This is a genomic window from Oceanobacillus kimchii X50 (assembly GCF_000340475.1).
Taxonomy (GTDB): domain Bacteria; phylum Bacillota; class Bacilli; order Bacillales; family Amphibacillaceae; genus Oceanobacillus; species Oceanobacillus kimchii.
In genome coordinates, this window is the sequence record NZ_CM001792.1 from 2,422,921 (window position 1) to 2,449,565 (window position 26,645).

Sequence of the window (26,645 nt, forward strand, 5' to 3'; positions counted from 1 at the left end):
GTAGTTTATTCAGTTAGTTATCCATTGCCTACAAATTCTATATTTCCTTTCGTTTGTAATTATAAAAGACTGATGTCGTATTGACATCAGTCTTTAAGATTTATTTTGGTAGTTGTGAATTTATTTCAGATGCCATTGTTTTAGCATCATGGTATTCCTTCTCTCGCAGTTTCTCAACATGAATTTGTTTTTCTAAACTTCTTCCATATTCCTCATAATTCAATCCTCTTGATTGTCCAAGTCCTTTTTGCATTTCCGAAGTAAAGGTTAAATCCATTCCACTGGTAATAATAAATCATCCTTTCTTATTCGTTAACATTAAAAATGTTAACACAGAAACTATTCCCGAACAAAATGGATTTAAACCTTGATTTCCTATTAAAACTTCATTTTTTTTAAAATAAACCACTTTAACTGATTTTTCTATACAATTCTTACATTTTACTCTTAATTACTTAATTAGTTGGTGTCGGAACCACTGCCCCATCATAATTTTCCGTGATAAAGTTTTGAATTTCTTCTGATTGTAAAACTTCGACTAGAGCGTTTAATGCTTCATTATCCTTATCCTCAGAACGAACTGCAATGACATTTACATAGTCTGATTCTTCACCTTCAACAAATAAAGCATCTTCTGAAGGGTTTAAACCAGTATCAATAGCATAATTTGTATTGATAACAACTAGCGCATCTTCTTCACTATGATAGTACTCAGGTAAGAATCCTGGTTCTGTTTCAGCTGAGAATTGAAGATTCTTCGGATTTTCCGCAATATCATCAATCGTTGCTGCAGACTTTTCTACACTTTCATCTAATTTAATTAAGCCTTCTTTTTCAAATAAAGAAAGGATACGTCCGTGTTCAGCAACTGAGTTACTTAAAATTACTTCTGTGCCTTCTGTGATTTCTTCAACACTAGTTATATTTTGGGAATATACACCCATTGGTTCCACATGTATGCCGCCAATAGATTCAATTTCATAACCTGTGTCAGCAATTGTTTGTTCTAGAAAAGGAATATGCTGAAAATAGTTTGCATCAATACGTTCATCAGCTAAATCATCATTAGGCAAGATATAATCTTGGTACTCTTCTATATTTAATGTAATTCCTTGCTCTTCTAATAATGGCTTTGCTTCTTCTAAAACTTCCGCATGCGGTACACTAGAAGCTCCAACTGATATTTCTGTGGTTTCATCAGACGACTCATCACCTGATGAACCTTCATCACTTGTTCCACAAGCTGCTAATAACCCCACAAATGCAATAGTTAACAATAATAATAATTTCTTCATCTCTGTGTCCTCTCCTTTTAACATTTTAATTAATTATTTCAACAAGTAGTGAAGCTACCTGAGGAATTCTTCTTTAACGCTTATCGAGTTTTCTAGTAATAGCATCCCCGATGAATTGGAATATAAATACGATAAGTACGATAATAATCGTACACCATAACACAACATCAAAGTCACGACGCTGAAACCCGAAATAATAAGCATAGTTTCCAAGTCCACCTGCCCCAATCGCTCCAGCCATAGCGGTATATCCTATCAAAGCAATTGTTGTAACAGTTATTCCAGACACGAGTGCCGGTTTTGATTCAGGTAATAAAACTTTAAAGATTATTGTTCTTGTCTTTGCTCCCATTGCTTTTGCGGCTTCCACTACACCTTTATCCACTTCAATAAGTGCAATTTCTACTAATCGTGCATAGAATGGAGCAGATCCAATAATAAGTGCTGGCAAAGCAGCATTAGGACCACGAATCGTTCCCATTAGAAAATCGGTAAACGGGAATAGCAATAAAATTAGTATAATAAATGGTATAGCTCTGAAGATGTTTACAAAGGCTGCAACAATATTATTCACAACTCGATTTTCCCAAATATTACCTTTTGAAGTTAGGAATAATAGTAACCCAAGCAAAATCCCAAAAATTGCTGTTCCTACCATTGAGATAAGTGTCATGTAGAACGTCTCATAGGTTGCTTCGATTAAATCTTCTATTTTGATCCCTTCAAATAAACTACTTAGCATGTTGAATTACCTCCAATTCAACAGACTCTTGACTCTCGATAAAGCTTCTAGCTCGTTCAATTTCACTGTCGTTCCCCGTTACTTGAACTACCAATGCTCCATAGCTGCCTGCTTGTGTCTGTGTGATATTTCCTTGGATAATATTTAAATCTACAGAAAATTGTTTAGCTATCTGACTGATTAAGGTTTGATTTGTAGTCTCCCCTAAGAAATGAATTCGATATAAAACCCCATTCGGATAATTTTCAACGATCGTTGACATATCACTATCCTCATTAGAACTCATAACCTGTTCAACGAACTTTCTAGTCACTGATTGTTTCGGATTTGTAAACACATCTAGGACTTGTCCCTCTTCTACTACTTTTCCTTGCTCCATTACAGCTACACGATTACAAATTTTACGAATAACATGCATTTCATGGGTAATTAAGATTATCGTTAAATTTAATTTCTCATTAATGTCTTGTAATAATGATAAGATTTGATTAGTCGTTTCTGGATCTAGAGCAGAAGTAGCTTCATCACATAGTAATACTTTAGGGGAATTCGCTAGGGCTCTAGCAATTCCAACACGCTGTTTTTGTCCGCCGCTTAATTGTGAAGGATATGATTTCTCTCTACCTTCAAGACCAACTAATCCAATTAATTCTTTTACTCTACGTTTTCTTTCTTGCTTATCAACACCAGCAATTTCTAAAGGAAACCCAATATTGTCCTCTACCGTACGTGACCATAATAAATTAAAATGTTGAAATATCATACCTATATCTTGTCGTGCAACACGAAGATCACTTTTATTTAATTCCGTGATTATTTGATCTCCTATTGTTACTTTTCCAGATGTAGGTTCCTCTAGTCGATTTATTAAACGTACAAACGTACTCTTTCCGGCTCCACTATAACCGATTACGCCATAAATATCGCCATCTTCAATATTGAGGGTCAATGAGTCTACAGCTTTGATGTCTTTTTTATTTAATGAAAATACTTTACTTAACCCTTCTATGGATATCAATCTTTATTCCTCCTCTTACTCTCCAACAACCATTTCGTTTAGTTTCTCCAAAATTCGTCAAAATAAAAACGCCTTTCTGTAAGAGAACAGAAAGACGTACGTACTTATCGTATATCGTCTGACGTTCTCTCATCTTTCATTTTCTGCAGGAATTGGCACCTTTCATTAATTATGAAGGTTGCCGCGGTTTCAAAGGGCCAGTCCCTCCACCGCTCTAGATAAGAGATATCATATTTTTAATGGTTATTTTTAATTAATTCAGTGTACCTATCTTAGCACGCGCTTATAGGACTGTCAATCAATAAATTACGTCGCATTTGAAAATAATTCTGGTTGATATTTTATCAAATAATCATATATATTTGCAGTTGAATAAAACGTATATATTCTTTCGACAATTTCCCCATTTTCCATAAATAATAAGCATGGTACACTTTCAATTTGGTTGTTCTGCATATATTCAGGGTGAATAGATGCGTTTATTTCGTGAAAAATGTCTTGTTGGTGAAGTCGTTCAATATTATCCAACATCGCCCTCGCAACCGAACAAGTTCCACAAAATGGTGTGTAAATATATATCACACCTCGTTCCATTTGTTTATTCCATTCCTTCATAATATATCACCTTTATCGTTCTTTTCTTTATATTAAATAAGATGGGTGGACTGTAAATCTCGCTCCGATTAATACATTAGCTAAAACTTTCATAGGTGTAGCCGCAACTTCGCGATACTCACTGCTCACATAAATATGTTCTGCATGAGGTAATTCCCTCGCTAATTGTTTTCTCAATTTCATACCAGAAGGGTCCTCATCTACTAATATATAGACATCTTTTTCATCTAATTGATACGTTTCTAGTAGTTCATCTAGTTTTTCAACACCTAAAGTCCCATTTGTACAAACGATTATAACATGATCATCAATGATTTTTTCAATCTGTCGTTTATCCGACAAACCTTCTACAATTATTACTTTATTAGATTCATTTGTCATCATCGCATAGCACTCCTTATGTAAGCAAGAAACATGCTTATTTAGCACGACTTGATTTGGAATAAAGATCTCCCATAAAACTTATGATAATTCGATTCTCAAAACACTTAAACCGTCTTCACTGATACATTAATCGAAATATAAGCTAGTATTTGTATATTATCATTATATGATAAAACAAAGGCTGACTATACACAAATAACGTGTAATTGTCAGCCTAAAAATTAGTCTTGAATAAACGCCTCGTATTTCTCTGCAGATAATAATTCTTCAAGTTCCTTTTCGTCGGATGGTTCAATCACAATCATCCAAGCTTTTTCATATGGAGATTCATTAACATACTCTGGGCTATCTTCCAACTCATCGTTGATTTCGACTACTTTTCCACTTACTGGTGCATAGAGTTCAGATACTGTCTTTACAGACTCTACACTCCCAAAGGGTTCATCAGCTTTTAACTCTTCCCCAATTTCAGGAAGTTCGACAAACACAATGTCTCCCAATTCATCTTGAGCAAAGTCTGTAATCCCGATGCGTAATTTCCCATCTTCTTGTTTTACCCATTCGTGCTCTTTAGAATACAATAAATCTTGTGGCAAACTCATAAACAATCCCTCCAAATTATCATTCCATTTTAACTATACAATCTATAATATCATTTTTCTAGTTAAAATTACTTCCAAACCTTTTCAAAGGAATCTTCTTTAAACCCAATTGTTAGATTTTTCCCGTCCGTAACAATCGGGCGTTTAATTAGCATACCATCCGAACTTAATAAATCTGCTATCTCTTTCTCGGATAACTGATTGACTTTATCTTTAATATTAAGTTCCCGATACTTTTTCCCGCTTGTATTGAAAAATTTCTTTGCAGGAAACTCACTGATATCCATCCAATTTTGAATCTGATCAGAAGAAGGAGTCTCGTTCACAATATGTATTGCTTCATAGTCTATTTGATTATCATCAAACCATTTTTTTGCTTTCTTACATGTGCCACAATTAGGATACCAATAAAATTTTATAGCCATCATATTCCTCCTACATGTTTTCTTATCGTGGACATTTTACCACATTTGATTTCGTTATACATCTAGTTGGTATGAGTTTAAAAAAACAAAATAACTCCTAATTGAAAACGTATCTCTCATCTATAGGTGAAATATCACCTGGAACAAGTGACAAAAGATATAACCAAGAAATTACTTTCTCTTTATCAAGCTAATTCGAAATAACAAACGGTGAAAAAATAAGTTTGATCTGATTCAACTTTAAATATTTGCTTACATATGTTGGAGTTCAATTTTTGTAGGAGTCTTTATGTAGTCATTTACTAAAGATTTATTTGTGGAGAATACCATATTTGCAAGTTATGCAATGGTAGGTTATTTATCAGAGTAGCTATACGAGGTGAAGGATGAGAATGAAGACCAAAACAAGTTGCTATTGAACTAGCTAATATTGGCACGACAAAATGGCCTAAACATACTGTAAACAGTTTTGGTCCACTAAAATATTGATATATTATTAAAAACACAACAAATAGACTAGAATGAATTCTGTTTATATATGTTACACTATTACTATAATAGACCGGCTTCACATGAGGGTGCTAGGTACACACATTTCCTTTAAAGGTATTTCCTTTGAAGGGGGGTGGTGCCTATGGATATGGAAGGCGTATTGACGCTTATGATTTCTTTTGGAACACTGATTGCGTTTATTATGTCCGAGATCAACCAAAAAAAATAACCCCTCATGTGCTTTAGCCCGGCGCTGAGGGATTATTGCCTTCGGTGTGCCTTCCCCGCTTTTGGGGTTGGTCTATTGGAAGTCGTCTCATGTTTAGTTACATGAGACGACTTTTTATTTATCGTCTTACTCTCTATCTATAATATACCATATTTTAATTATTATGATAAGTAAAATTTAAACTAGAACTTATTGGTCTTCTTTTGTTGGCCCCATAACACCAGGTACAGATAAACCAGCTTGTCTTAATAACACAGTCATTTGACCACGATGATGTGTTTGATGATCAACCATCTTTCTTAGTATCGCACCACGAGGGATAGGTGTACCAAAACTGTCCACTTGTTCATTTAACGCTTCATCAGTAAGTTGTTGTTCTACCTGATCTTTTACCATCTGAACCATTTTATTATATGCTTCTGCTATGTCTTTCGCTTTTTCAGGGACTTGATCTGGATCATGTGACAAATCAATATCCAGGCCAACTAATTTCCCAAAAAAAGCAGGACTGTTAACTAAATGCCAACCTAACCAACCAAGTGTACTATGATTTTCAACAATTGATTGATCAAGTTTTTTATCTGTTAAATTGTTGATTACTTTTGCTGTACCATCTGCGGATTGACTCCATTCATTCAAAAAATCAGTTACTCTACGATACATTGTAATTTTTCCCTCCCGTTCATATTCATAACTGTATGCTACCACATTTCGTATTTTAATATCCAATCATCTACTTTAATTATTTGAGTGACATCACGTCATCTACAGCGTACAATAGTAACATACATAAATACAGGAGGAAAAAATTAAAGAATGAGAACAATACACAAACAATGTGCAAAAATCGCCAATAGTAATATATTTTTAAATATTATTATTGGACTTATTATATTAAATGCAATTTTGGTCGGATTAGAGACCTATCCTTTTTTTGCGCAATTTTCTACCTTTATTATTTGGGCAGATTGGACATTACTAACAGTTTTCACTCTCGAAATTATTATTCGTTTAATTGGCAGTTCCACTTTGAAAAGTTTCTTCACCGAACCATGGAATGTATTTGATTTAATTATAGTGTTAAGCAGTATCATTCTAGCTGGTTCAAGTTACGTAATGGTGTTACGAATACTACGTGTGCTTCGTGTATTGAGAGCGATATCTATCATTCCTTCATTAAGAAAGATGGTCAATGCCTTGCTGCTAACAATCCCTTCAATGGGTACGATTATGCTTTTATTAGGGTTATTTTTCTATGTATATGGAGTTATTGGCACAATGTTATTCCAATCAATTTCTCCAGAGTATTTTGGATCACTTCATCGTACGTTATTGACACTCTTTCAAGTAATTACGCTTGAATCATGGGCAAGTGGGGTGATGTATCCTATACTAGATCAAGATCCGACGTCATGGTGGTATTTTGTTACATTTATTTTAATTGGGGCATTTGTCATTATCAATTTATTTGTAGGTGTTGTTGTGAATAATGTGGAAGAAGCAAGTCGTGAAGAGTCTCCTTCTCCTACTGATATTAAATTAGAAAAAATGGAAAAAGACATGGAGGAAATTAAAAAATTACTTAAACAACAGCATAAAGATTAACCATGTAAAGACCCAACTCTAAAGTGAGATGGGTCTTTTAACTTAGAATTAAATTACATATTTCTCTTCCTCAATAATTCGAGCTGCTATTTCACGTTTTTTCTGTACAACATTAATTGGTGTATGACGAGTTAGTTTACGTAATGATGAAAGCATCATTCGAAGAGTATCACCATCTTCTACTGTTACAAGAATATCTTTCGCCTCTGCCTCAATACGATTAAATGCTTCTTGTACATAGACCTCTGTATATAGTAGCTTTTGTTTCGATTTTTCTTCACCAACTTTAGAAATTGCCTTTTCTGTACGAAGAATTGCTGACTCCATATTAAATACTTCTGCAACCATATTAGCAAGGTTAACAAGAATTTCTTGTTCACGATCTAATTTTTGACCGTATTTTTGTGCTGCCAGGCCAGCTCCTAGTAAAATCATTTTCTTCGCATTTTTGAGTAAATATTTTTCTTGTTCTAGTGCTTCTGTTCCTATCTCTTCAGGCATCATCATCATTAATTCTTCTTGCAAACCTTGTGCTTTTTGTAATAGTGGCAACTCACCTTTTAATGCTTTCTTAAGTAGTGTACCAGGAACTAACAGACGGTTAATCTCATTCGTACCTTCAAATATACGGTTAATGCGAGAATCACGATATGCGCGTTCCACTTCATATTCCTGCATAAATCCATATCCTCCATGCATTTGTACAGCTTCATCAACTACATAATCTAATAGTTCTGTAGCCATATATTTTGTCATGGAACATTCAATCTGATATTCGGCAATTGCACGAGCAACTTCTCGCCCATCTTTTAATTGCTCATCTGTCAATGCTCCCATCCGTTGTTCAAATAATCCAACTGTACGATAAACTGAACTTTCATTTGCATAAATACCTGCTGCCATTGTCGCAAGCTTTTCTTTTGTTAGATTAAAGCTAGAAATTGGTGTATTAAATTGTTTTCTTTCATTTGTATACTTCGAAGCTAATTCAATCGCGCGTTTGGATCCACCAACTCCACCTACAGCAAGTTTATAACGACCAACATTTAAAATATTAAATGCGATAACATGACCTCGCCCTTTTTCTCCTAATAAGTTCTCTACTGGAACTTCTGCATCTTCCAAAACTAGTGTACGAGTAGAGGAACTCTTAATTCCCATTTTCTTTTCCTCCGGACCAGTAGATACGCCAGGATATTCTCTTTCTACAATAAATGCTGTAAAATGTTCTCCGTCAATTTTTGCATAAACTACGAATACGTCAGCAAATGCAGAGTTTGTAATCCATTGTTTTTCACCATTAAGGATATAGTGCGTACCTGCGTCATTTAATTTTGCAGTTGTTTTTGCTCCTAAAGCATCTGACCCAGAACTTGGTTCAGTTAATGCATATGCTGCTAAGAGCTCTCCAGTGGCAAGTTTTGGCAAGTATTTTTCTTTTTGTACTTCATTACCGAAAAACACAATAGGCAAAGAACCGATTCCAACATGTGCCCCATGTGTTACAGAGAACCCACCTGCACGTGAAAACTTCTCTGTAATTAAAGAAGAGCTAATTTTATCTAAAGCAAGCCCGCCATATTCTTCTGGTACGTCAGCTCCAAGTAATCCTAAATCTCCCGCTTTCTTCAATAAATCAACAGAATGCTCAAACTCATGGTTCTCCAAATTATCAATTTTTGGCACGACTTCTCCTAAAACAAAATCTATTGTAGTTTTTGCTATCATCTTGTGCTCATCTGTAAAATCTTCTGGTGTAATAATGTCTTCTCCTGTTATATCCTCAACTAAAAATGCTCCACCTTTGAATATTTTTTCTTTTGTTTCACTCATGTTTTTCTCCCTCTCCATTATTGGTTTTTTTAAACTAAAGTAATTCGAATACTCCAGCAGCTCCCATACCGCCACCAATACACATCGTAACTACACCAAACTGTTCATTTCTTCGTTTCATTTCATGCATTAATGTCAAAGTAAGTTTGGTCCCTGTACAGCCCAATGGATGTCCTAGGGCAATTGCTCCACCATTTACATTCACTTTATCCGTATCTAAATCTAAAGCTTGAATTACGCGTAAAGATTGAGAAGCAAAAGCTTCGTTCAATTCAAACAACCCAATATCTGATAATTCGAGTCCTGCTATTTTCAATGCTTTCGGAATTGCTTCTACTGGACCCACACCCATAATTTCTGGTTCAACACCTGCAACGGCAAAGGAGCGAAACTTCAATATTGGAGTTAAACCTTCCGCTTCTGCTTTTTCTCTTTCCATTAATAATACCGAAGCAGCTCCATCACTCATTTGCGAAGCATTTCCTGCAGTTACAGATCCCTTTACATGAAATGCAGGTCGTAATTTACTTAAGATTTCGGAAGTTGTTCCTACACGTACACCTTCATCTTGATTAAAAGTGAAACTTTTCTTTTCTACTTTGTTCTTATTACCAATTAGCCTTTGACTTACTTCAACAGGTACAATTTCGTCCTTAAATTTCCCTTCTTCTAAAGCTTTGGCTGCTCGTTGATGACTTTGAACTGCAAAAGCATCTTGATCCTCTCTTGATATACTAAAACGATTTGCTACTTCTTCTGCTGTGTGCCCCATTCCCATGTAGTAACCTGGAGCACTTTCTACTAGTTTAGAATTCGGCTTTAGTACATGTCCCCCCATAGGTAACATGCTCATTGACTCTGCTCCACCAGCAATAATCGTATCGCTTGCACCAACCATAATTCTTTCAGCGCCGTATGCAATACTTTGCAGTCCTGAAGAACAATAGCGATTTATTGTAATTCCTGGAACATCATTTTTCAGTCCTGCAAGACCCGCAACATTTCTTGCCATGTTCATTCCTTGTTCTGCTTCAGGAGTTGCACATCCGATAATGACATCATCAATATTCCCATTGTAATCCCCAGCGCGCTTTAATGTTTCTTTTATTGTTAATGCTGCCAAATCATCTGGACGAACATTTGCTAGTGAACCTTTATTAGCTTTTCCGACTGGTGTTCTCGCACCAGCAACAATAACTGCTTCCTTCACGATTTATCCCCCTTTATCGATTAGTTACGTAATGGTTTCCCTTTAACTAACATGTGTTGCATACGTTGTTGTGTCAGTGGTTCAGCTATTAGACTTAAAAATGCCTCACGTTCTAGGTCAAGCATTACTTGCTCATCTATTTCCGTACCTTCTTTTATTCTTCCCCCTGATAATACATAAGCCAATTTCTCTGCAATTTTCACATCATGTTCCGAAGCATATCCACTAAATTGCAATGACTTTGCTCCCATTAACATCGCTGCATAACCAGCATCACCAACAACCGGAATTTTCTCACGTTGGGGTTTCTTATAACCACCATCATATAAACTGATAACTCTTTGTTTAGCATCATATAGAACATGATCTGGGTTAGCACTTATTCTATCGTTACTATTTAAAAATCCATTTTCAATTCCTTCTGCAGCTGAAGTAGAAACTTTAGCCGTTGCTACTTTCTCAAAAACATTATTCGCAACTTTAGTTAAATCAAAGTCTATTCCTTTAGGCATATGACGAAGTTCTTTTAAATAAAGTTCTTTCGTTCCACCGCCTCCAGGAATTAAACCAACACCAAATTCTACGAGTCCAATATAAGTCTCCGGAGAGGCTTGGATAGCTGCTGCAGGTAAAGACACTTCTGCACCACCACCAAGAGTCATGTTAAAAGTTGCTACAACTACTGGGCGGTCGGAATACTTAATATTCATTGTCATGTTTTGAAACTGACGAATGACCATATCTAATTCAAAGAAATTATCATCTTGTGCTTCCATTAACATCATCGCTAGGTTAGCCCCAACACAGAAATTCTTTCCTTGGTTCCCTATTACAAGACCTTTATAATTTTTATTCACTTCTTCAACTGCAAAATTAACCATTTGTATAATATCTAAGCCAATGGCATTACTTTGGGAATGAAATTCTAAAAGCGCAACACCATCACCCATATCAATTAAACTAGCACCAGTATTTTTCTTAATGACGCCTTTTTGTTCCTTTAATGAGCGAATGTTTATCTCTTTATCATTAACAACTTGTTGTTTATACTCACCATTATCATAGTAAAGAGTATTTCCATTATCCTTTTGATAAAAGGTTTCATACCCTTTATCCAACATATTTTTGACCCAAGTTGGAATAGCTTCTCCTTCTGCTTTCATTCGTTCAACAGAATCTCTAACTCCAATCGCATCCCAAGATTCAAATGGGCCTAACTCCCAACCAAACCCCCACTTCATAGCTTGGTCAATCGATACGATGTCATCTGCGATTTCTCCAAGTAACTCTGCCGAATATAACAAGCTAGATTTTAGTACTGACCAAACTAAGTCACTAGCACGATCTCCCTTAGCGTCTACAAGCGCTTTCAATTTGCGTTTAGAACCTTTTTGTTGCTTTGCCATTTCAACAGCAGCTGACTTTAATTTCTTTCGTTCTTGAAACTCCAATGTTTCTGGAATGATTTCATAAATTTTTCCGTCTTTTTGTTTTTCGTAAAATCCTTTACGTTTTTTTGCTCCAATCCAACCTTTTTCTATCATTTGACTTACAAAAGCTGGAATCTCGAAGACGGCTTTTTCTTCTTTATGAATCACCTGGTCATAGACATTTTTTGCAACATGGTAAAATGTATCAAGTCCTACTACGTCGAGCGTCCGGAATGTCGCACTCTTCGGTCTTCCAATTAATGGACCTGTAACAGAATCCACTTCTCCTACACTATAACCGCCCTTTTGCATTTCACGGACAGTTACTAATAATCCATATGTCCCAATACGATTAGCAATAAAATTAGGTGTATCTTTTGCTTCCACAACACCTTTTCCTAACACATCTTCACTGAATTGCTTCATAAATGATAGAACGCTAGAATCAGTGTGTTGTGTCGGAATTACTTCTAACAGTTTCAAGTATCTTGGCGGATTAAAGAAATGTGTCCCAAGGAATTGTTTCTTCATATCTTCAGAGCAATCTTCAATCATGGCTTCAACAGAAATCCCCGAAGTATTTGAACTAACAATCGTACCTTCTTTTCGATATTTATCTACGTTAGTAAACACTTTTTTCTTTATATCAAGATTTTCAACAACTACCTCGATTATCCAGTCCACTTCAGATAATTTTTCGATATCATCTTCTAAATTACCAATGTGAATTAGATTTAAACTCTGTTTTGTTGTAATTGGTGAGGGTTTTTGTTTCGATAATTTCTTTTTACTTTGCTCGGCGATTCTATTTCTTACTTTTCGATCTTCTAATGTTAATCCTTCAGTCTCTTCTTCTTTCGTTAATTCATTTGGTACAACATCTAGCATTGTTACTGGTATTCCGATATTTGCTAAATGAGCTGCAATACCCGATCCCATGACACCAGATCCTAATACTGCTGCACTTTTTATGGAATATGTCACAAATTTCTCCCCCAATCCTATTTGAATGAACGTTCATTCATTTTTGTGTAAAAAAATAAAAGACATTTACATATCCTTATTTATAACTATAAATCAATATCAGATATTTCGCAATAAATTTAATTGATTTTTTGTAAAGGGTTTCTTTAGAAGTTTCACTTATTCGTAACGATTCCTATTTACATTTCTTAATCATTACGCTATTATAATTAGGTACAATTATTTACAAATCGAATCAATTCCATATGAAACTAAATTAAAAAAGGAGGATTCTTATGAAGTCCCCTGTCGTATCTATGCACAATCTTAATTTTCGTTATGATACAAGAATCGTTTTAGACAATATAAATTTTGAAATCCCACAAGGTGCATTTATGGGATTAGTTGGACCAAATGGTGGAGGTAAAACTACTTTAATTCGTTTAATATTGGGCCTTAGTAAGGCAGATAATGGAACAATTGAAGTCTTTGGACAGCCCATTCAAAAATTGAAAGATAAGAATAAAATTGGATTTGTTTCTCAAAAAGCAAATTCCTTTAATAAGGGATTTCCAGCAACAGTTTTTGAAGTTGTCTCATCAGGTCTTACGTCGCAAATTGGCTATTTTCGCTTCCCGTCAAAAAAGCATAAACAAAAGGTCTATCATGCAATAGATCAGGTAGACATGACCGAATATGCTCATGAAAACATCGGTAATCTTTCTGGTGGCCAACAACAGAGAATATTTATTGCTCGTGCACTTGTTAGTGATCCAGAGCTCCTTATTCTTGATGAGCCCACTGTAGGGATAGATTATGAACATGTTCGTAGATTCTATGAATTATTGCATGAACTTCATCAACGGCACAATAAAACATTACTCTTAGTAACACATGATACAGGTACGATGACAGAATACGCTACTGATATAGTGTGTTTAAATAAAACATTGCACTTCCATGGTAATCCGGAAGAATATGCTTCACTTACAGAAAAGGACTTCTCCAATTTTTATGGACATCCGGTTAATCTAGTAAGTCATCAGCATTCATAATTGGAGGGGTGAAATATGCTTATAGATTTTTTACAATATCCTTTCTTACGATACACGTTTTTAACTGGTATTTTAATAGGTTTAATTGCTCCTTTACTCGGAACATTTATTGTCGTTCGTAGATTATCTTTGATAGCAGATGCGTTATCTCATGTAACACTTGCAGGAATCGCTTTCGGTCTTATGGCGGAAAAAAAATTCGGTTTGATGCTCTCACCTATCTATAGTGGGATGGTCTTTTCCGTAGCAGGTTCTGTCTTAATTGAAAAACTCCGAACCGTTTATAAAGCATATCAAGAAATTGCTATTCCGATTATCTTGTCTGCTGGAGTAGGATTAAGTGTTATTTTTATATCAATAGCTGACGGGTTTAATAATGATTTATTTAATTATTTATTTGGATCTGTTTCTGCTGTTAGCCAAAACGATTTTACATCAATATTAATCATCTCAATTATTGTTGTATCTATCATTATTTTATTTTACAAAGAATTGTTTTCATTATCTTTTGATGAAGAACAATCAGTAATATCAGGGCTACATGCAAAATGGATTCATTTACTTTTTATTGTCTTAACAGCATTAGTGATTGCTGCATCTATTCGAATTGTTGGGGTATTACTGGTATCTGCTCTAATGACATTACCAGTAGCAGCTAGCATGCGTTTAGCCAAAGGTTTTAAACAAATGATACTGTACTCCGTTATTTTTGGGGAATTATCTGTTATACTTGGAATAATTTCAGGGTACTATTTAGATATCCCTCCAGGTGGTACAATAGTAATGATAGCTATTATCATATTATTAGTAGCTATAGGAATTAAAAAGCTTCAATCTAAGTAAACGGGGGCTATAACATGAATCTTCAAGAAGCAATGGGCGTTTTAAAAGATAAAGGTTATAAAGCAACTGGTAAAAGAAAAGACATTTTAGAGTTTTTCGAAGATGTCGATGGTTATCGTTCTGCAAAAGACCTCATATCTCATTTAGAAAAAAGTTTTGATAGTGTAAGTTTTGATACCATATACCGTAATCTACATTTATATCACTCTCTTGGTATTTTAGAGTCAACTGACTTAAATGGTGAAAAACATTTTCGTATGAATTGTACGCACCATCACCATCATCACTTTATATGTAATGAATGTGGTAAAACAAAAGAGATACAAATTTGTCCAATGGATTCTGCAGAAAAATCATTGACGAATTATGTCATTGAAGATCATAAATTTGAAATATATGGACTCTGTCCACTATGTAAAGGTGCTTAATTTGCTAAAATTCACCATATAACATTTCCTATTCTTACTTTTCCATGTATACTACGTTTAGATACTATTTCTGGGAGAAGTGAATGATGGATAAAAAGAAAATGGGGATATTACTACTTATAATAGCTAGTACTGCTTTTGTTTTATTTGTAGTAATGATGCAAGATCAATTTAATAATCCAGAATTTGAAAATCATGGGCACTCTAGGGCAAAACAAGCAGATGAGCATGATAACAAACCTCAAAATGTAGTTATTGATGAAGAAGATAAGCAACAGGAAGAATCTGATGATAAAGAGAAAGAAGACTCTAACGATGGAAGCGATAGTGAGTCAGAACCAGATGAAACTGTAGAAGAAGATCGAATCGTTAATGCAGACTTATTAAATGTTCGGAGCGGTCCAAGTACAGACCATCAAATTTCTGGAACATTAGCTACTGGTGATATTGTAAAAGTGTACGATGATGGTAACGAGTGGATTGAAATAGAGTATGAAAATATTACAGGGTATGTTAATCGAAATTTTCTAGACCCGATTGATAATTAAAATGTAAAATCGACCAGCTATCCTTTTGTAGGAATTTCTGGTCGATTTTTTTAATAATGGCTCGACGACTAATTTCTATGCTAATACCTCTTGCATTACTTTACTTTCTTCGTGCTCTAGCATATTTTTAAGAATAACCTCGTCAATTTCTTTATTCATTTGATTTGATAATTCTTTTGATGCAGGTGCTTCCCCTACAATAAATATTTTTTTCCAATCTCTGTCCTTCGCCTGTTTATCTAATTTACCTGCAATACTTTTATACCAACGCTGTTGGTTCGCTTCATATCTTGCTTCAAAGTGATCCTTTTGTAAATTTCCAGAACCAAGACCTGTAGTAGAATTCCCTTGACGTGGCCCTTGCATTGTTCTCCAAGTTTCCTCTTCTACATCTAATTCATAGCCTACAGTATCTTTAAGCATATTTAAGTTTGTGTCTAGTAGTTTAATATAATTTTGCTGAACTAGAATAATCCCTGTTTGTGGATATTTTTCTCCGAGGATTTTCAATTGATTTAGCTCAGGGGTTTCCTGCCAATAAAATTCATCATCTAATCTCATTTGTACACGTTCAGCAAACCAAATCGATTCATCAGCTGTAGCAAATACAATAAGGCCTCTCTTTAAACTTTTTTCATATTCCTTAATGTAATCATCTACTTTCTGTTTTACTTCTCGAAAGTTCTCTAATTCTTCTTTATTATCTCCCTCTTCAAGGTATTGTTCAAAATTCCTCATTCCATTTTTAAGATGAATCTTCCATTCTCCACCTTGTTGATCCGGATCACTTAAATCTGTATTTAGATACATCGTAAATATTTTGTTACTTCCTTCTGTCTGCATATATTCAAGTTTTTTTATCTTTTTCTGAATATCCAAGATAGGACACCTCCTAAAATGATTGTACTTGTTATGTAACCGTCATAACGAAATACTAAACTTCATATTTTAGGTAGTTGAATGATTATTTATAGCAGCTAAGAAGATAAAGTTTAATTATGATCTATCTATCATAGCCATTCACGTTAAATATCTACAGTTGGTGGAAAAATCAATGTTTGAAAAATATAAAAAGCTTCGCAGTAGAGTTATTCTACACACGAAGCTTTTATAATCCTTTAAGCTATTTTTGTTATTTTAACTCGTTTAATTTGGAAGCCATCTTTTTCAATAAGTGCAAATTCATGTCCTTCATATTCCATAACAGTGCCAACATCAGCTTCTAAATTATGAGTAAAGAACCATCCACCAATTGTATCTACTTCATCGTCTTCTAAATAGATATTTAAACGTTGATTAATTTCATCTAAACTTAGTCTTCCTGATACAAGGAATGTATTTTCATCTACCGATTCAAAATCCGGAGTTTCATCTTCATCAAACTCATCACGAATATCTCCAACAATTTCCTCTAGAATATCTTCTACCGTTACTAATCCTGCCGTACCACCATATTCATCATTCACGATCGCCATATGAATACGTTCTTTCTGCATTTTTAGTAAAAGTTGTTTTATTGGTGTAGCCTCGGAAACATGGATAATTGGACGAATAAACTGTTCAATAGAATTTGGTTTGTCATTATCTAATTGTCCAGTAAAGACTTCTTTTAAATTCACTAATCCAATAATATTATCCTTGTCTTCATCAGCCACAGGATACCTCGTAAATTGTCCTTCACGAATGATCTCCAAATTTGCCTCGAAACTATCTTCTTTTGAGAAATATACCATTTCCGTACGTGGCACCATAATTTCTCTTGCTACTCTTTCATCAAAATCAAAAATGTTATTCACGTACATCATTTCTGATTGATTAATTTCACCACTTTTGTAACTGTCTGCTAGAATAAGTCTTAATTCCTCTTCTGTGTGAGTATCTTCATGTCCACTCATTGGCTTAAGCCCAACTGCTTTGGTAAGCAACCTTGCTGAACCATTTAAGAACCAAATAAAAGGGAAAAGTAATCGATAGAACCAAGTTAATGGCCTTGCAACGAATAATGTGACTTTTTCTGCCTTTTGAATTGCTAATGTCTTCGGAGCAAGCTCCCCAACAACCACATGTAGAAATGTTGCAAAAGCAAACGAAATTGCAATAGAAGCTGTTGTAACGACAGCGCTACTTAAATTAAAATCCTCTAGTACTGGGTGCAACATCCGTTCAAAAGTCGGTTCTGCTAAACGTCCAATACCGAGTGCAGTGATTGTGATACCCAACTGACAGGCAGATAAGTATTCATCTAAATGTGTCACTACCCTTTTTGCATAAATAGCACGTTTCTTACCTTGTTCTATATGTGGTTCTAATTGCGTACTTCGAATTTTAACAATAGCAAATTCTGACATTACAAAAAAAGCGGTTAATGCGATTAATATTGCAACCGCAGTTAAATTAATAATCGTCGATATGTCCAATTAAGATCCCTGTACCAAGAATGGCACAAGGATTTCACCTCCTGATTTACTTTAAAATAATTCTGTTAGTAATAAGCACGTTGGTGATTCAACCAAATAGGTAGAATGACAGCCTCAGTGCAATGTCTGATGTTGTTATTCACTTTTACCTTCCCATGGAATCACCCTCTCTCCTATTCAATATTATAATCTAAATACCTTCAGCATGTCTAGAATATAGATAGAAAATCAAGAACGGTGAATTACCTTTTTAGAAATAAAATTATGCGGACTCGAATCAATATTATTAAAATGATTCAAGTCCGCTTTCCAAAATTTAAGTTACTTAGAACTGTTATCTTTTTTTATTATTTTCAAGAAAGAAATCATTAAGATAATTATTATAATGGTAAATGGTAATGCTGAGGTCAATGCAGCGGTTTGCAGTGCTTCTAAACCACCAGCTAATAGTAGAACAATTGCAATAGCAGTAATTAACATTCCCCACACAATCTTTGTCACAAGTGCTGGATTCAAACTTCCTTTCGAAGTCATACTACCTAAAATATAAGTAGCCGAGTCTGCGGAAGTCACAAGGAAAGTAAATATGAGAAAAATAGCTGATACAGACATTAATGTACTTAATGGTAAAGTACCAAATGTCTCGAATAAAGCCACTGCTAAATCTTCATCCACAGCTTCTGCTATCATTGTACCATTATTCAGATCACTAATTAATGATGTCCCGCCAAATACAGCAATCCATAAACAAGCAATAACAGGTGGAACTACTGTAACACCAAAAATATATTCGCGAATGGTTCTACCACGTGAAACTCTGGCTACAAATGCTCCTACAAATGGTGACCACGATATCGCCCATGCCCAGTAGAATATCGTCCATTCTGTCACCCAAGAATCTCCAGTATATGGGGTCATTCTCAAACTATAATGTACAAAATTTGTAATGTAATCTCCAATCCCTAATACAAAAGATTCCAAGATAAATACAGTTGGTCCCATAATAAATACAAATAATAACAGAGCAAGACATAAAGTTAGATTTAATGTACTAAGCCATTTCATACCTTTTTTCAGACCGGTAGCGGATGATATCAGATAAACAAGCAACATGGTAACCGCAATTCCTATCTGTACCCATATTGAATTTGAAAGTCCAAATACAGAATTTAAACCACCATTCATTTGCATAATCCCTAATCCTAATGAAGTAGCTACTCCCATCACGGTTGCGATAACTGCGAATGAATTAACCGTGTTAGCAGTTAAGCGATTCTTTCCAACTATTGGTTCAATTGCTGTAGATATTAGACCATTTTTATCTTTACGAAACTGATTGAATGCTATAACTAGACCAACTAATGCAAAAACCGACCATTGACTAATTCCCCAGTTAAAAAATGAATAACCCATAGCGACACGGGCAGCTTCCTCTGTTTGTGCTTCTAATCCAGGAAAGGGTGTATTAAAGAAGTGATTCATTGGTTCTGCCACACCCCAGAAAACGAGACCAGAACCAAAACCAGTCGAGAATAGCATTCCAATCCAAGCGAAGAAGGAATATTCAGGCTTTGAATCAGCAGGGCCAAGCTTGATTTTGCCGTACTTACTGAAAGCTAGCCATACTAAAAATAGAATGAATACAAAAACAGCAAGTAAGTAAAACCATCCAAAATTAATGGTAGTAAAATTAAATAATCTATTAGCAACAGACTCAAATTTTCCCGAAGTTATAGCTCCTATAATTACTAGTATTAATATAAATATAGAGGATACAAAAAATACTGGATTTATAAACTTATGTTTATTCATCAGTTAGTCCTTTCTTGGTTTTTTATGTATGATAACGATAACTTATATATATCCGATTATTAAATGACTTAAACCATATTTCGCCTGATTATGGTGTATTGGTTCATAAAGTAAAACCTCGTTCAATGGTTTTTTTCGTTCATCCAATGGAATGTTAGTACCATGAAGCTATAACTTAAATGCCTTTGAATAAACTTAGATATCTACGGAAAAATATAAAAAACCATAAGGGAAATTTCCCTTATGGTTTTTTTCAATATTATAGTTTATTTAACGTACACTACGTACATGCCCACTAAATTTGTCTGCCCAGTAACCGCTCGTCATGTCAGCAACTGCAAGACCAGTTGAATTTTGTGCACCAATAAATTGTCCTCCACCTAAGTAGATACCAACGTGTCCATTTGTTTTATACGTATCAAAGAATACGATATCCCCAGGCTGCATATTGCTAGCAGATACTTTCGATCCAGTGCTAGCTAATGCTGAAGTACTTGATGGAATTGAAATTCCTCCCTGAGCAAAAGCCCAAGAAACAAATCCAGAACAATCAAATCCGCTTGGTGATTTTCCACCCCAAACATATGGTGTTCCTAGATGATTAAACCCAGCATTAATTGCTGTACTTACACCACCAGATCCAGAAGTTCTTGTTACATTATTATTATCTGATTTTGAATCTGTTCCAACACTAGCACTTGCTACTGTTGTATTTGGTGCAGGTGAAGTAGCAGTACTTAAACTTCTTTCAACATCCTTTTCTAAGGTAGCCAATTTAGAGTCTTCAACTTCTAGTTCATTTTTCATTGCCACTAGGTTGTCTTCTTTTTCTTTCAAGTCGTCTTTCTTCACTTCATTCTCTGACTTCTGTTCTTCAATTGTTGCAAGCATCCCTTTAATTTCAACTTCCATTTCTTTTAAATCATCAAGTTTAGAAACTACTTCATCTTGTTTTGTTTCCACTTCTTTTTTATCTGCTTCTTGTTGTTCAATTAAAGATGTATCTGAATCAGTAATTTTATTGACAGCTTGTACACGGTTAATGAAATCACCAAAGTCTTGTGCTCCAAAAATTACTTCTAAATATGTAATCTCTCCACCACTTTGCTGTAAAGATATAGCGCGTTCTTTTAAGATTTCATAACGCTTTTCAATTGCCTCTTCTAACTCTGCAATTTCTTCTTCTAACTTCTCAACTTCAGCTTCTTGCTCTGAAATCTTGTCCTGAGTTTCATCCATTTTGTTTTCATTTTCTTTTAGTGCTTTATCCACACGTTCAATTTCTTTATTAAGTTCCTCTAACTCAATAAGTACATCTGCTATCTCGCTTTCGGCATCAGATAAATCTGCTTTAATAGCATCTCGATCTTCTTGAATTTGTGATTGTTGTGATTCTAAATCCTCAATTGTTTCTGCATGTGCGACACCTGTGAACAAAGTACTGCTTAACCCAACTACAGTTGCCGTAGTTAATGTAAATATTACCTTTTTCAACATTTTTTCCTCGCTTCCCTATTACACTGCAATTCTCTAAGACTATTTATGTATGATTGTGAGAAAGTCCTATGCAGTTTTATATATTTAAACACATTATGTATATTTTCTAGGTAATATGAAGTATAACATTGGAAAATGTCATGCATATTATAGAAATGTTACAGTTATATTTCAATTTCGACAAATACTGCCACGACAGTCAAAAAAATCTGTTCACTATTAAAATGGTGAACAGATTTTTTCTTATTTATTTGTAAGAACTTGTAAATTGTTCGGTTTCGGTTGAACCTGCTAATGCTATAGTAGAAGCATTACCACCAGAAATGACTTGTGCAACTTCATCAAAATAACCTGTTCCTACTTCTCTCTGATGTCTTGTAGCTGTATACCCGTCTTTCTCACTTGAAAATTCCGCTTGCTGTAATTCGGAATAAGCTGCCATACCGGATTGTTTATACTTTTTAGCTAAATCGAACATACTGTAATTTAAAGCATGAAAACCTGCTAATGTTACAAATTGGAATTTATAACCTAATTTTCCTAACTCTTTTTGGAAATCTGCAATCTCTTGATCTGAAAGTTTTTTCTTCCAATTAAATGATGGTGAACAATTATATGCGAGTAATTTATTAGGAAACTTTTCGTGTATAGCTTTAGCAAATCTTCTAGCTTCCTCCATATTTGGTTCTGATGTTTCACACCAAATCAAATCAGCATAAGGAGCATATGCAAGCCCCCTTGATATTGCTTGCTCGATTCCTGGCTGTGTTTTATAAAAACCTTCTATCGTTCTCTCTCCAGTAAGAAATGAATGATCATATTCATCTATATCACTAGTTATCATATCCGCTGCATTTGCATCTGTACGTGCGATGATAATACTTGGTGTTCCCATCACATCTGCTGCAAATCTGGCTGCAATTAAATTCCGAACTGCATTCTGTGTTGGTAACAACACTTTACCTCCTAAATGACCACATTTCTTTTCAGAAGATAACTGATCTTCAAAATGAACAGCCGCAGCCCCCGCTTCAATCATTGATTTCATCAATTCAAACACGTTTAATTGTCCTCCAAAACCCGCTTCTGCATCCGCTACTATAGGAGCATACCAATCAATATCATTCTTACCTTCAGAATAATGAATCTGATCCGATCGTTGTAGTGCTTGATTGATTCTTTTCACTACCTGAGGGACACTATTTGCGGGATACAGACTTTGATCAGGATACATTTCTCCTGCTATATTTGCATCAGCAGCAACCTGCCATCCACTTAAATAAATTGCTTTAAGTCCCGCTTTCACTTGTTGAACCGCTTGATTTCCGGTAAGTGCACCTAAAGCATTTACATAGTCTTCTTCATTAATTAATTTCCATAACTTCGAAGCACCTCGAGTCGCTAAAGTATGCGTTATATCAATAGACCCTCTAAGACGTATTACATCTTCTGCTTTATATGGACGTTCAACCCCCGCCCATCGAATATCCTCTTCCCAGTGTCTTGTTAAATTCTCTACTCTTTTATTTGTCATTTACACATCCTCCTTCATTTAATTGATGATAAGCTGGTAAAGTTAAAAATTCTTCAAATTCTTTTTGTTTGATTAAAGATAGAAATAGATTAGTAGCCTCGTATACGTGTTCCGATTCCATATTTTCTGTTCCTAAGTTTTCTTCAAATAGAACTACTTCATCTACCATATCCTTGACTAATTTAAAAGTGATTTGTTGTTCATTATCCATAATTGCTTCATTTTGTATCCACTGCCATATTTGTGCCCTCGATATTTCAGCTGTTGCTGCATCTTCCATTAGATTATTAATTGGAACAGCCCCACGCCCTGATAACCAGGCCGCCATATATTGAATTCCAACGGTAATATTTGTACGCAACCCTTCTATAGTTATTGGCCCAGTCGGTAGCTGTAAAAGATCATTTGCTGTAATGTGTATATCTTCTCGTTTTCTATTAATCTGGTTAGCTGCAGGCATACCTAAATCAAAAACATCTTTTACTAGTTGAACCATACCTGGATGCGCTACCCATGTCCCATCATGCCCATCACGTACTTCTCGTTCTTTATCTTTTTTTACTTTCTCAAATGCTTGACGATTTAATTCTTTATTATTCTTCACAGGAATTTGAGCAGCCATTCCACCAATTGCATGCGCGTTTCTTCGATGGCAAGTTTGAATTGCTAATAAAGAATACGAGCGCATAAAAGGAGTTTCCATCGTTACCGTCGAACGATCAGGTAATAGCATAGCAGGATCACTTTGATTCTTTTTAATGAAACTAAAAATATAATCCCATCTACCACAATTCAAACCTGCTGAATGATGGCGTAGCTCATATAAAATCTCATCCATTTCAAATGCAGCAGTAATTGTTTCAATCAGCACAGTAGCTTTAATTGTTCCCTGTGGAATACCAATTTCGTTTTGGGCAAAAACAAATACATCATTCCAAAGACGCGCTTCTAAATAATTTTCCATTTTAGGCAAATAAAAGTATGGTCCAGATCCGCTCCGTATTAATTCTTTGGCATTATGGAAAAAATACAATCCAAAATCTACTAAACTAGCAGACATAGGCTCATTTTCAACTTTAATGTGTCGCTCTTCGAGATGCCATCCCCTAGGCCGAACAATTAGTACAGCCGTTTTATCATTCAAACGATATTCTTTTCCCCGGTTATCAAAAAAATCAATTTCTCTTCGAATTGCGTCTTTTAGATTACGTTGTCCCTGCATCATATTCTCCCAAGTTGGAGAACTAGCATCTTCAAAATCTGCCATAAAAGTATTAGCACCTGAATTTAAAGCATTGATAATCATTTTTCTATCTACAGGTCCAGTAATCTCGACTCTTCTATCTTTTAAATCTTTTGGTACTGGATCAATTTCCCAATCTGATTCTCGTATATGTTTGGTTAGTGATAGAAAATTTAACTTTTCTCCATCAGCCAATCTTTTTTGTTTTTCTTGTCTTTCATCAAGTAATTCTTTTCTTCGCTGATTAAAATGTTGGTGTAATAAAAACAAAAACCCTCGCGCTTCAGTAGTTAGAACATCTTCGTATTTTACTTTTGAAGAACTTTGTAGTATAGATACATCATTCATAAAATAACCTTCACCACCTGTATTATAATAATAAATAAATATCAATTTTTGTTATATAACAATTGACACAAAAAAATTTACTCTGCTTTTTTAGAAAGACAATAATCACATTCTAGTGATGTTTGCTTTGCATCCATCGGAATACCACAATCAGGACACAGCACCTGTTTTTCAGACATTTGAAAACCTCCTTTTATATAACAGGTTAATAATTTATAATTTTGTTATAATACAGTTTATAAAAATATTTTCTATTTTGCAACACTTTTTTGAAAAAAATTTGAAATTTACTCAATAAGGGTGGAAAATAGAAATATTACTTGAATCAATCTCATAAATAACATGGGGCATAACACTAATGAAATTGACTCACTTAGGTAAAGAATGGAGATTTTATAATCGTGAAACTTCGGTCATTTATTGGTAGCAGAGTAATTAAAACTGGTATAGCTGTTCTTTTAACAGCTTATATTTGCAAATGGATTGGATGGTCTCCTGTATTCGCTGTTATCACTGCCATTGTAACCATTGAACCCACCGTTTCTGATTCTATACGAAAAGGGTTGATACGATTTCCTGCTTCTGGAATTGGAGCAGCATATGCAGTATTATTTATTGCTTTGTTTGGAAATTCACCGGTGACATACGCTCTATCTGCAGTTTTCACAATCTCTACCTGCTTTCGTCTTAAATTACATGATGGATTGTTAGTTGCCACGATTACTTCTGTTGCAATGGTAGATGTTATTCATAGTAATTATTTGATGGAATTTTTTATTAGACTATTTACAACAACAATCGGTTTATCTGTATCTACATTAGTAAATATGTTCTTACTTCCACCTGATTATCAAAAAAACATTCAATCTAAAGTAACATCCATTGCTCAAGAATTAGGTGTACTAACAAAAGATATATATCACTGCCTTTTACTTACAGATGAAAAAAGTAACGAGAGTAAATATTTAAATAGGTTATTGGAATTAGATAAAATAATAATTAGAGCTGAAATTTTAAGTAGGTATCAAACAAATGATACAAAATATCATTTCACCGAATATAATCAAGAAAAATTTAAAGATTTAAAAACACAGTTACATTTTTTAAGAATTATGCATTATCATATAACGAATGTTATTGATCATCCTAAAGGTCGAATAAACGTAAATGAGGATGAAAAAAATGAACTAATGATTGTATCCTCCTATATTGCACAAGTATTAAAAAAAGAGATTGCTTTTAATAGCAATGATATACAAGATAAAAGAACCCGGTTGAATAAATTATTTTGGAAAGAAAAACATAGAACGCATGAACTGAGCAAAGATATGTTAAATAAACTCCCATTCGAGTTAGTAATGCTTTATGAATTAATTTCTATATTAGAACTAACGGAAGATTATTATATGACAGAGGAACTAAATGAAGAAAACGTCAACCTAAACTAGCGCTGACGTTTTCTTCTAATAAAGATAATAGTAATTACTACAAGTACTAAAATAATAACAATATATACAAATCTTGAATATCCATGCATAAATCCTAATATCTGCTGCCAGTTTTCTCCTAAAATAACACCAAAACTAATTAATATAACATTCCATAAAATTGTACCAACGGTAGTTAGTAAAATAAAAACAGGGAAATTCATCCTCGTCATACCAGCTGGAATAGATATAAGACTTCTTATTACCGGTACCATTCTACAGAAAAAGACCGTCCAATAACCACGCTGATGAAACCAATTATCTGCTCGCTGTACATCTGACTTTTTCAAGCGAATCCAATGCCCATAACGATCTATTATTCTCTCTAATCGAGGTATGTCTAAAACTGTTCCAATACAATAAAGAATCATAGAACCTATTACAGATCCCAAGGTAGCAACAGTTACAACACCTATTACCGTTAGATTTGTATAGGTTGTTAAAAATCCACCAAATGGTAATACAATTTCTGATGGAATAGGTGGAAAAATATTTTCTAATGCCATCATTAAAAAAATCCCTAGGTAACCTAGCTGTTCCATAATAGCCGTAACCCAATCATTCATCTTTCTGCTCTCCTTTATAGCTTG

The 26,645-nt window shown here is 34.5% G+C and carries 25 protein-coding genes and 1 riboswitch; of the genes, 6 read left to right on the forward strand and 19 right to left on the reverse strand.

What is annotated here, in order from left to right:
- Window positions 1-100: 100 nt before the first annotated feature.
- The 9 genes from C794_RS20855 to C794_RS12645 all read right to left on the reverse strand — a co-directional run bounded on the left by C794_RS20855 (window position 101) and on the right by C794_RS12645 (window position 6,465).
- Complete coding sequence (locus C794_RS20855) at window positions 101-277, reverse strand: YuzK family famiily protein (protein ID WP_017797498.1); 177 nt, start codon at window positions 275-277, stop codon at window positions 101-103.
- A 178-nt stretch (window positions 278-455) separates the two neighbouring features.
- Window positions 456-1,295: a MetQ/NlpA family ABC transporter substrate-binding protein gene (locus tag C794_RS12605; RefSeq protein ID WP_017797499.1), complete on the reverse strand. Its 840-nt coding sequence runs from the start codon at window positions 1,293-1,295 to the stop codon at window positions 456-458.
- Window positions 1,296-1,368: 73 nt separating this feature from the next.
- Window positions 1,369-2,037 (reverse strand): methionine ABC transporter permease, encoded by a 669-nt coding sequence (locus C794_RS12610; RefSeq protein ID WP_017797500.1) that lies wholly within the window; start codon window positions 2,035-2,037, stop codon window positions 1,369-1,371.
- Window positions 2,027-3,055, reverse strand: a complete 1,029-nt coding sequence (locus C794_RS12615) for a methionine ABC transporter ATP-binding protein (RefSeq protein ID WP_017797501.1) — start codon at window positions 3,053-3,055, stop codon at window positions 2,027-2,029. The genes C794_RS12610 and C794_RS12615 overlap by 11 nt, the downstream gene beginning before the upstream one ends.
- A 126-nt stretch (window positions 3,056-3,181) precedes the next feature.
- A riboswitch (SAM riboswitch) is annotated at window positions 3,182-3,280 on the reverse strand.
- Between the two features lie 81 nt (window positions 3,281-3,361).
- On the reverse strand, window positions 3,362-3,670 hold the full coding sequence (locus tag C794_RS12620) for a thioredoxin family protein (RefSeq protein ID WP_017797502.1): 309 nt from the start codon (window positions 3,668-3,670) through the stop codon (window positions 3,362-3,364).
- A 27-nt stretch (window positions 3,671-3,697) separates the two neighbouring features.
- Window positions 3,698-4,054, reverse strand: a complete 357-nt coding sequence (locus C794_RS12625) for a ribonuclease M5 (RefSeq protein ID WP_017797503.1) — start codon at window positions 4,052-4,054, stop codon at window positions 3,698-3,700.
- A gap of 221 nt (window positions 4,055-4,275) precedes the next feature.
- Complete coding sequence (gene gcvH / locus C794_RS12630; protein WP_017797504.1) at window positions 4,276-4,656, reverse strand: glycine cleavage system protein GcvH; 381 nt, start codon at window positions 4,654-4,656, stop codon at window positions 4,276-4,278.
- Between the two features lie 68 nt (window positions 4,657-4,724).
- On the reverse strand, window positions 4,725-5,081 hold the full coding sequence (locus C794_RS12635) for an arsenate reductase family protein (RefSeq protein ID WP_017797505.1): 357 nt from the start codon (window positions 5,079-5,081) through the stop codon (window positions 4,725-4,727).
- A gap of 910 nt (window positions 5,082-5,991) precedes the next feature.
- Window positions 5,992-6,465, reverse strand: a complete 474-nt coding sequence (locus tag C794_RS12645) for a DinB family protein (RefSeq protein WP_017797506.1) — start codon at window positions 6,463-6,465, stop codon at window positions 5,992-5,994.
- A 153-nt stretch (window positions 6,466-6,618) separates the two neighbouring features.
- Between C794_RS12645 and C794_RS12650 the strand changes: the two genes are divergently transcribed.
- Window positions 6,619-7,407, forward strand: coding sequence for an ion transporter (locus C794_RS12650; RefSeq protein ID WP_017797507.1), 789 nt, complete (start codon window positions 6,619-6,621; stop codon window positions 7,405-7,407).
- Between the two features lie 48 nt (window positions 7,408-7,455).
- On the opposite strand, the gene C794_RS12655 is transcribed toward C794_RS12650, so the two are convergent.
- The 3 genes from C794_RS12655 to C794_RS12665 are packed head-to-tail and all read right to left on the reverse strand — an operon-like array spanning window position 7,456 to window position 12,864.
- Window positions 7,456-9,240, reverse strand: coding sequence for an acyl-CoA dehydrogenase family protein (locus tag C794_RS12655; protein WP_017797508.1), 1,785 nt, complete (start codon window positions 9,238-9,240; stop codon window positions 7,456-7,458).
- A gap of 34 nt (window positions 9,241-9,274) precedes the next feature.
- Window positions 9,275-10,450 (reverse strand): acetyl-CoA C-acetyltransferase, encoded by a 1,176-nt coding sequence (locus C794_RS12660; protein ID WP_017797509.1) that lies wholly within the window; start codon window positions 10,448-10,450, stop codon window positions 9,275-9,277.
- A 20-nt stretch (window positions 10,451-10,470) separates the two neighbouring features.
- Complete coding sequence (locus C794_RS12665) at window positions 10,471-12,864, reverse strand: 3-hydroxyacyl-CoA dehydrogenase/enoyl-CoA hydratase family protein (protein ID WP_017797510.1); 2,394 nt, start codon at window positions 12,862-12,864, stop codon at window positions 10,471-10,473.
- A gap of 275 nt (window positions 12,865-13,139) precedes the next feature.
- Here C794_RS12665 and C794_RS12670 point away from each other — a divergent pair, with 275 nt between their 5' ends.
- The 4 genes from C794_RS12670 (at window position 13,140) to C794_RS12685 (ending at window position 15,717) form a co-directional block, all read left to right on the forward strand.
- The gene (locus C794_RS12670) at window positions 13,140-13,898 is read left to right on the forward strand and encodes a metal ABC transporter ATP-binding protein (protein WP_017797511.1); all 759 of its coding nucleotides are present in this window, start codon (window positions 13,140-13,142) and stop codon (window positions 13,896-13,898) included.
- 15 nt (window positions 13,899-13,913) lie between these two features.
- Window positions 13,914-14,741 (forward strand): metal ABC transporter permease, encoded by an 828-nt coding sequence (locus C794_RS12675; RefSeq protein ID WP_017797512.1) that lies wholly within the window; start codon window positions 13,914-13,916, stop codon window positions 14,739-14,741.
- Window positions 14,742-14,755: 14 nt separating this feature from the next.
- Window positions 14,756-15,169 carry a Fur family transcriptional regulator gene (locus tag C794_RS12680; RefSeq protein WP_017797513.1) on the forward strand — a complete coding sequence of 138 codons (414 nt, stop codon included), beginning with the start codon at window positions 14,756-14,758 and terminating at the stop codon, window positions 15,167-15,169.
- A gap of 86 nt (window positions 15,170-15,255) precedes the next feature.
- A complete protein-coding gene (locus C794_RS12685) occupies window positions 15,256-15,717 on the forward strand; it encodes an SH3 domain-containing protein (RefSeq protein ID WP_017797514.1) in 462 nt (153 codons plus the stop codon).
- 75 nt (window positions 15,718-15,792) lie between these two features.
- Here C794_RS12685 and C794_RS12690 read toward each other — a convergent pair whose 3' ends face one another.
- The 6 genes from C794_RS12690 to aceB form a co-directional block, all read right to left on the reverse strand.
- A complete protein-coding gene (locus tag C794_RS12690; RefSeq protein WP_017797515.1) occupies window positions 15,793-16,596 on the reverse strand; it encodes a VLRF1 family aeRF1-type release factor in 804 nt (267 codons plus the stop codon).
- Between the two features lie 239 nt (window positions 16,597-16,835).
- Window positions 16,836-18,134, reverse strand: coding sequence for a hemolysin family protein (locus C794_RS12695; RefSeq protein ID WP_017797516.1), 1,299 nt, complete (start codon window positions 18,132-18,134; stop codon window positions 16,836-16,838).
- Between the two features lie 321 nt (window positions 18,135-18,455).
- Entirely contained in the window at window positions 18,456-19,946 is a 1,491-nt protein-coding gene (locus C794_RS12700) for a BCCT family transporter (RefSeq protein WP_017797517.1), read from the reverse strand.
- Window positions 19,947-20,216: 270 nt separating this feature from the next.
- A complete protein-coding gene (locus tag C794_RS12705; RefSeq protein WP_017797518.1) occupies window positions 20,217-21,443 on the reverse strand; it encodes a C40 family peptidase in 1,227 nt (408 codons plus the stop codon).
- A gap of 247 nt (window positions 21,444-21,690) precedes the next feature.
- Window positions 21,691-22,977, reverse strand: a complete 1,287-nt coding sequence (gene aceA, locus C794_RS12710) for an isocitrate lyase (protein ID WP_017797519.1) — start codon at window positions 22,975-22,977, stop codon at window positions 21,691-21,693.
- The gene (gene aceB / locus C794_RS19840) at window positions 22,967-24,568 is read right to left on the reverse strand and encodes a malate synthase A (RefSeq protein WP_017797520.1); all 1,602 of its coding nucleotides are present in this window, start codon (window positions 24,566-24,568) and stop codon (window positions 22,967-22,969) included. Before aceB ends, aceA begins: the two co-directional genes overlap by 11 nt.
- 401 nt (window positions 24,569-24,969) lie before the next feature.
- Between aceB and C794_RS12725 the strand changes: the two genes are divergently transcribed.
- The gene (locus C794_RS12725) at window positions 24,970-26,016 is read left to right on the forward strand and encodes an aromatic acid exporter family protein (protein WP_017797522.1); all 1,047 of its coding nucleotides are present in this window, start codon (window positions 24,970-24,972) and stop codon (window positions 26,014-26,016) included.
- On the opposite strand, the gene C794_RS12730 is transcribed toward C794_RS12725, so the two are convergent.
- Window positions 26,013-26,621: a DedA family protein gene (locus tag C794_RS12730; RefSeq protein WP_017797523.1), complete on the reverse strand. Its 609-nt coding sequence runs from the start codon at window positions 26,619-26,621 to the stop codon at window positions 26,013-26,015. The genes C794_RS12725 and C794_RS12730 overlap by 4 nt on opposite strands.
- Window positions 26,622-26,645 lie beyond the last annotated feature (24 nt).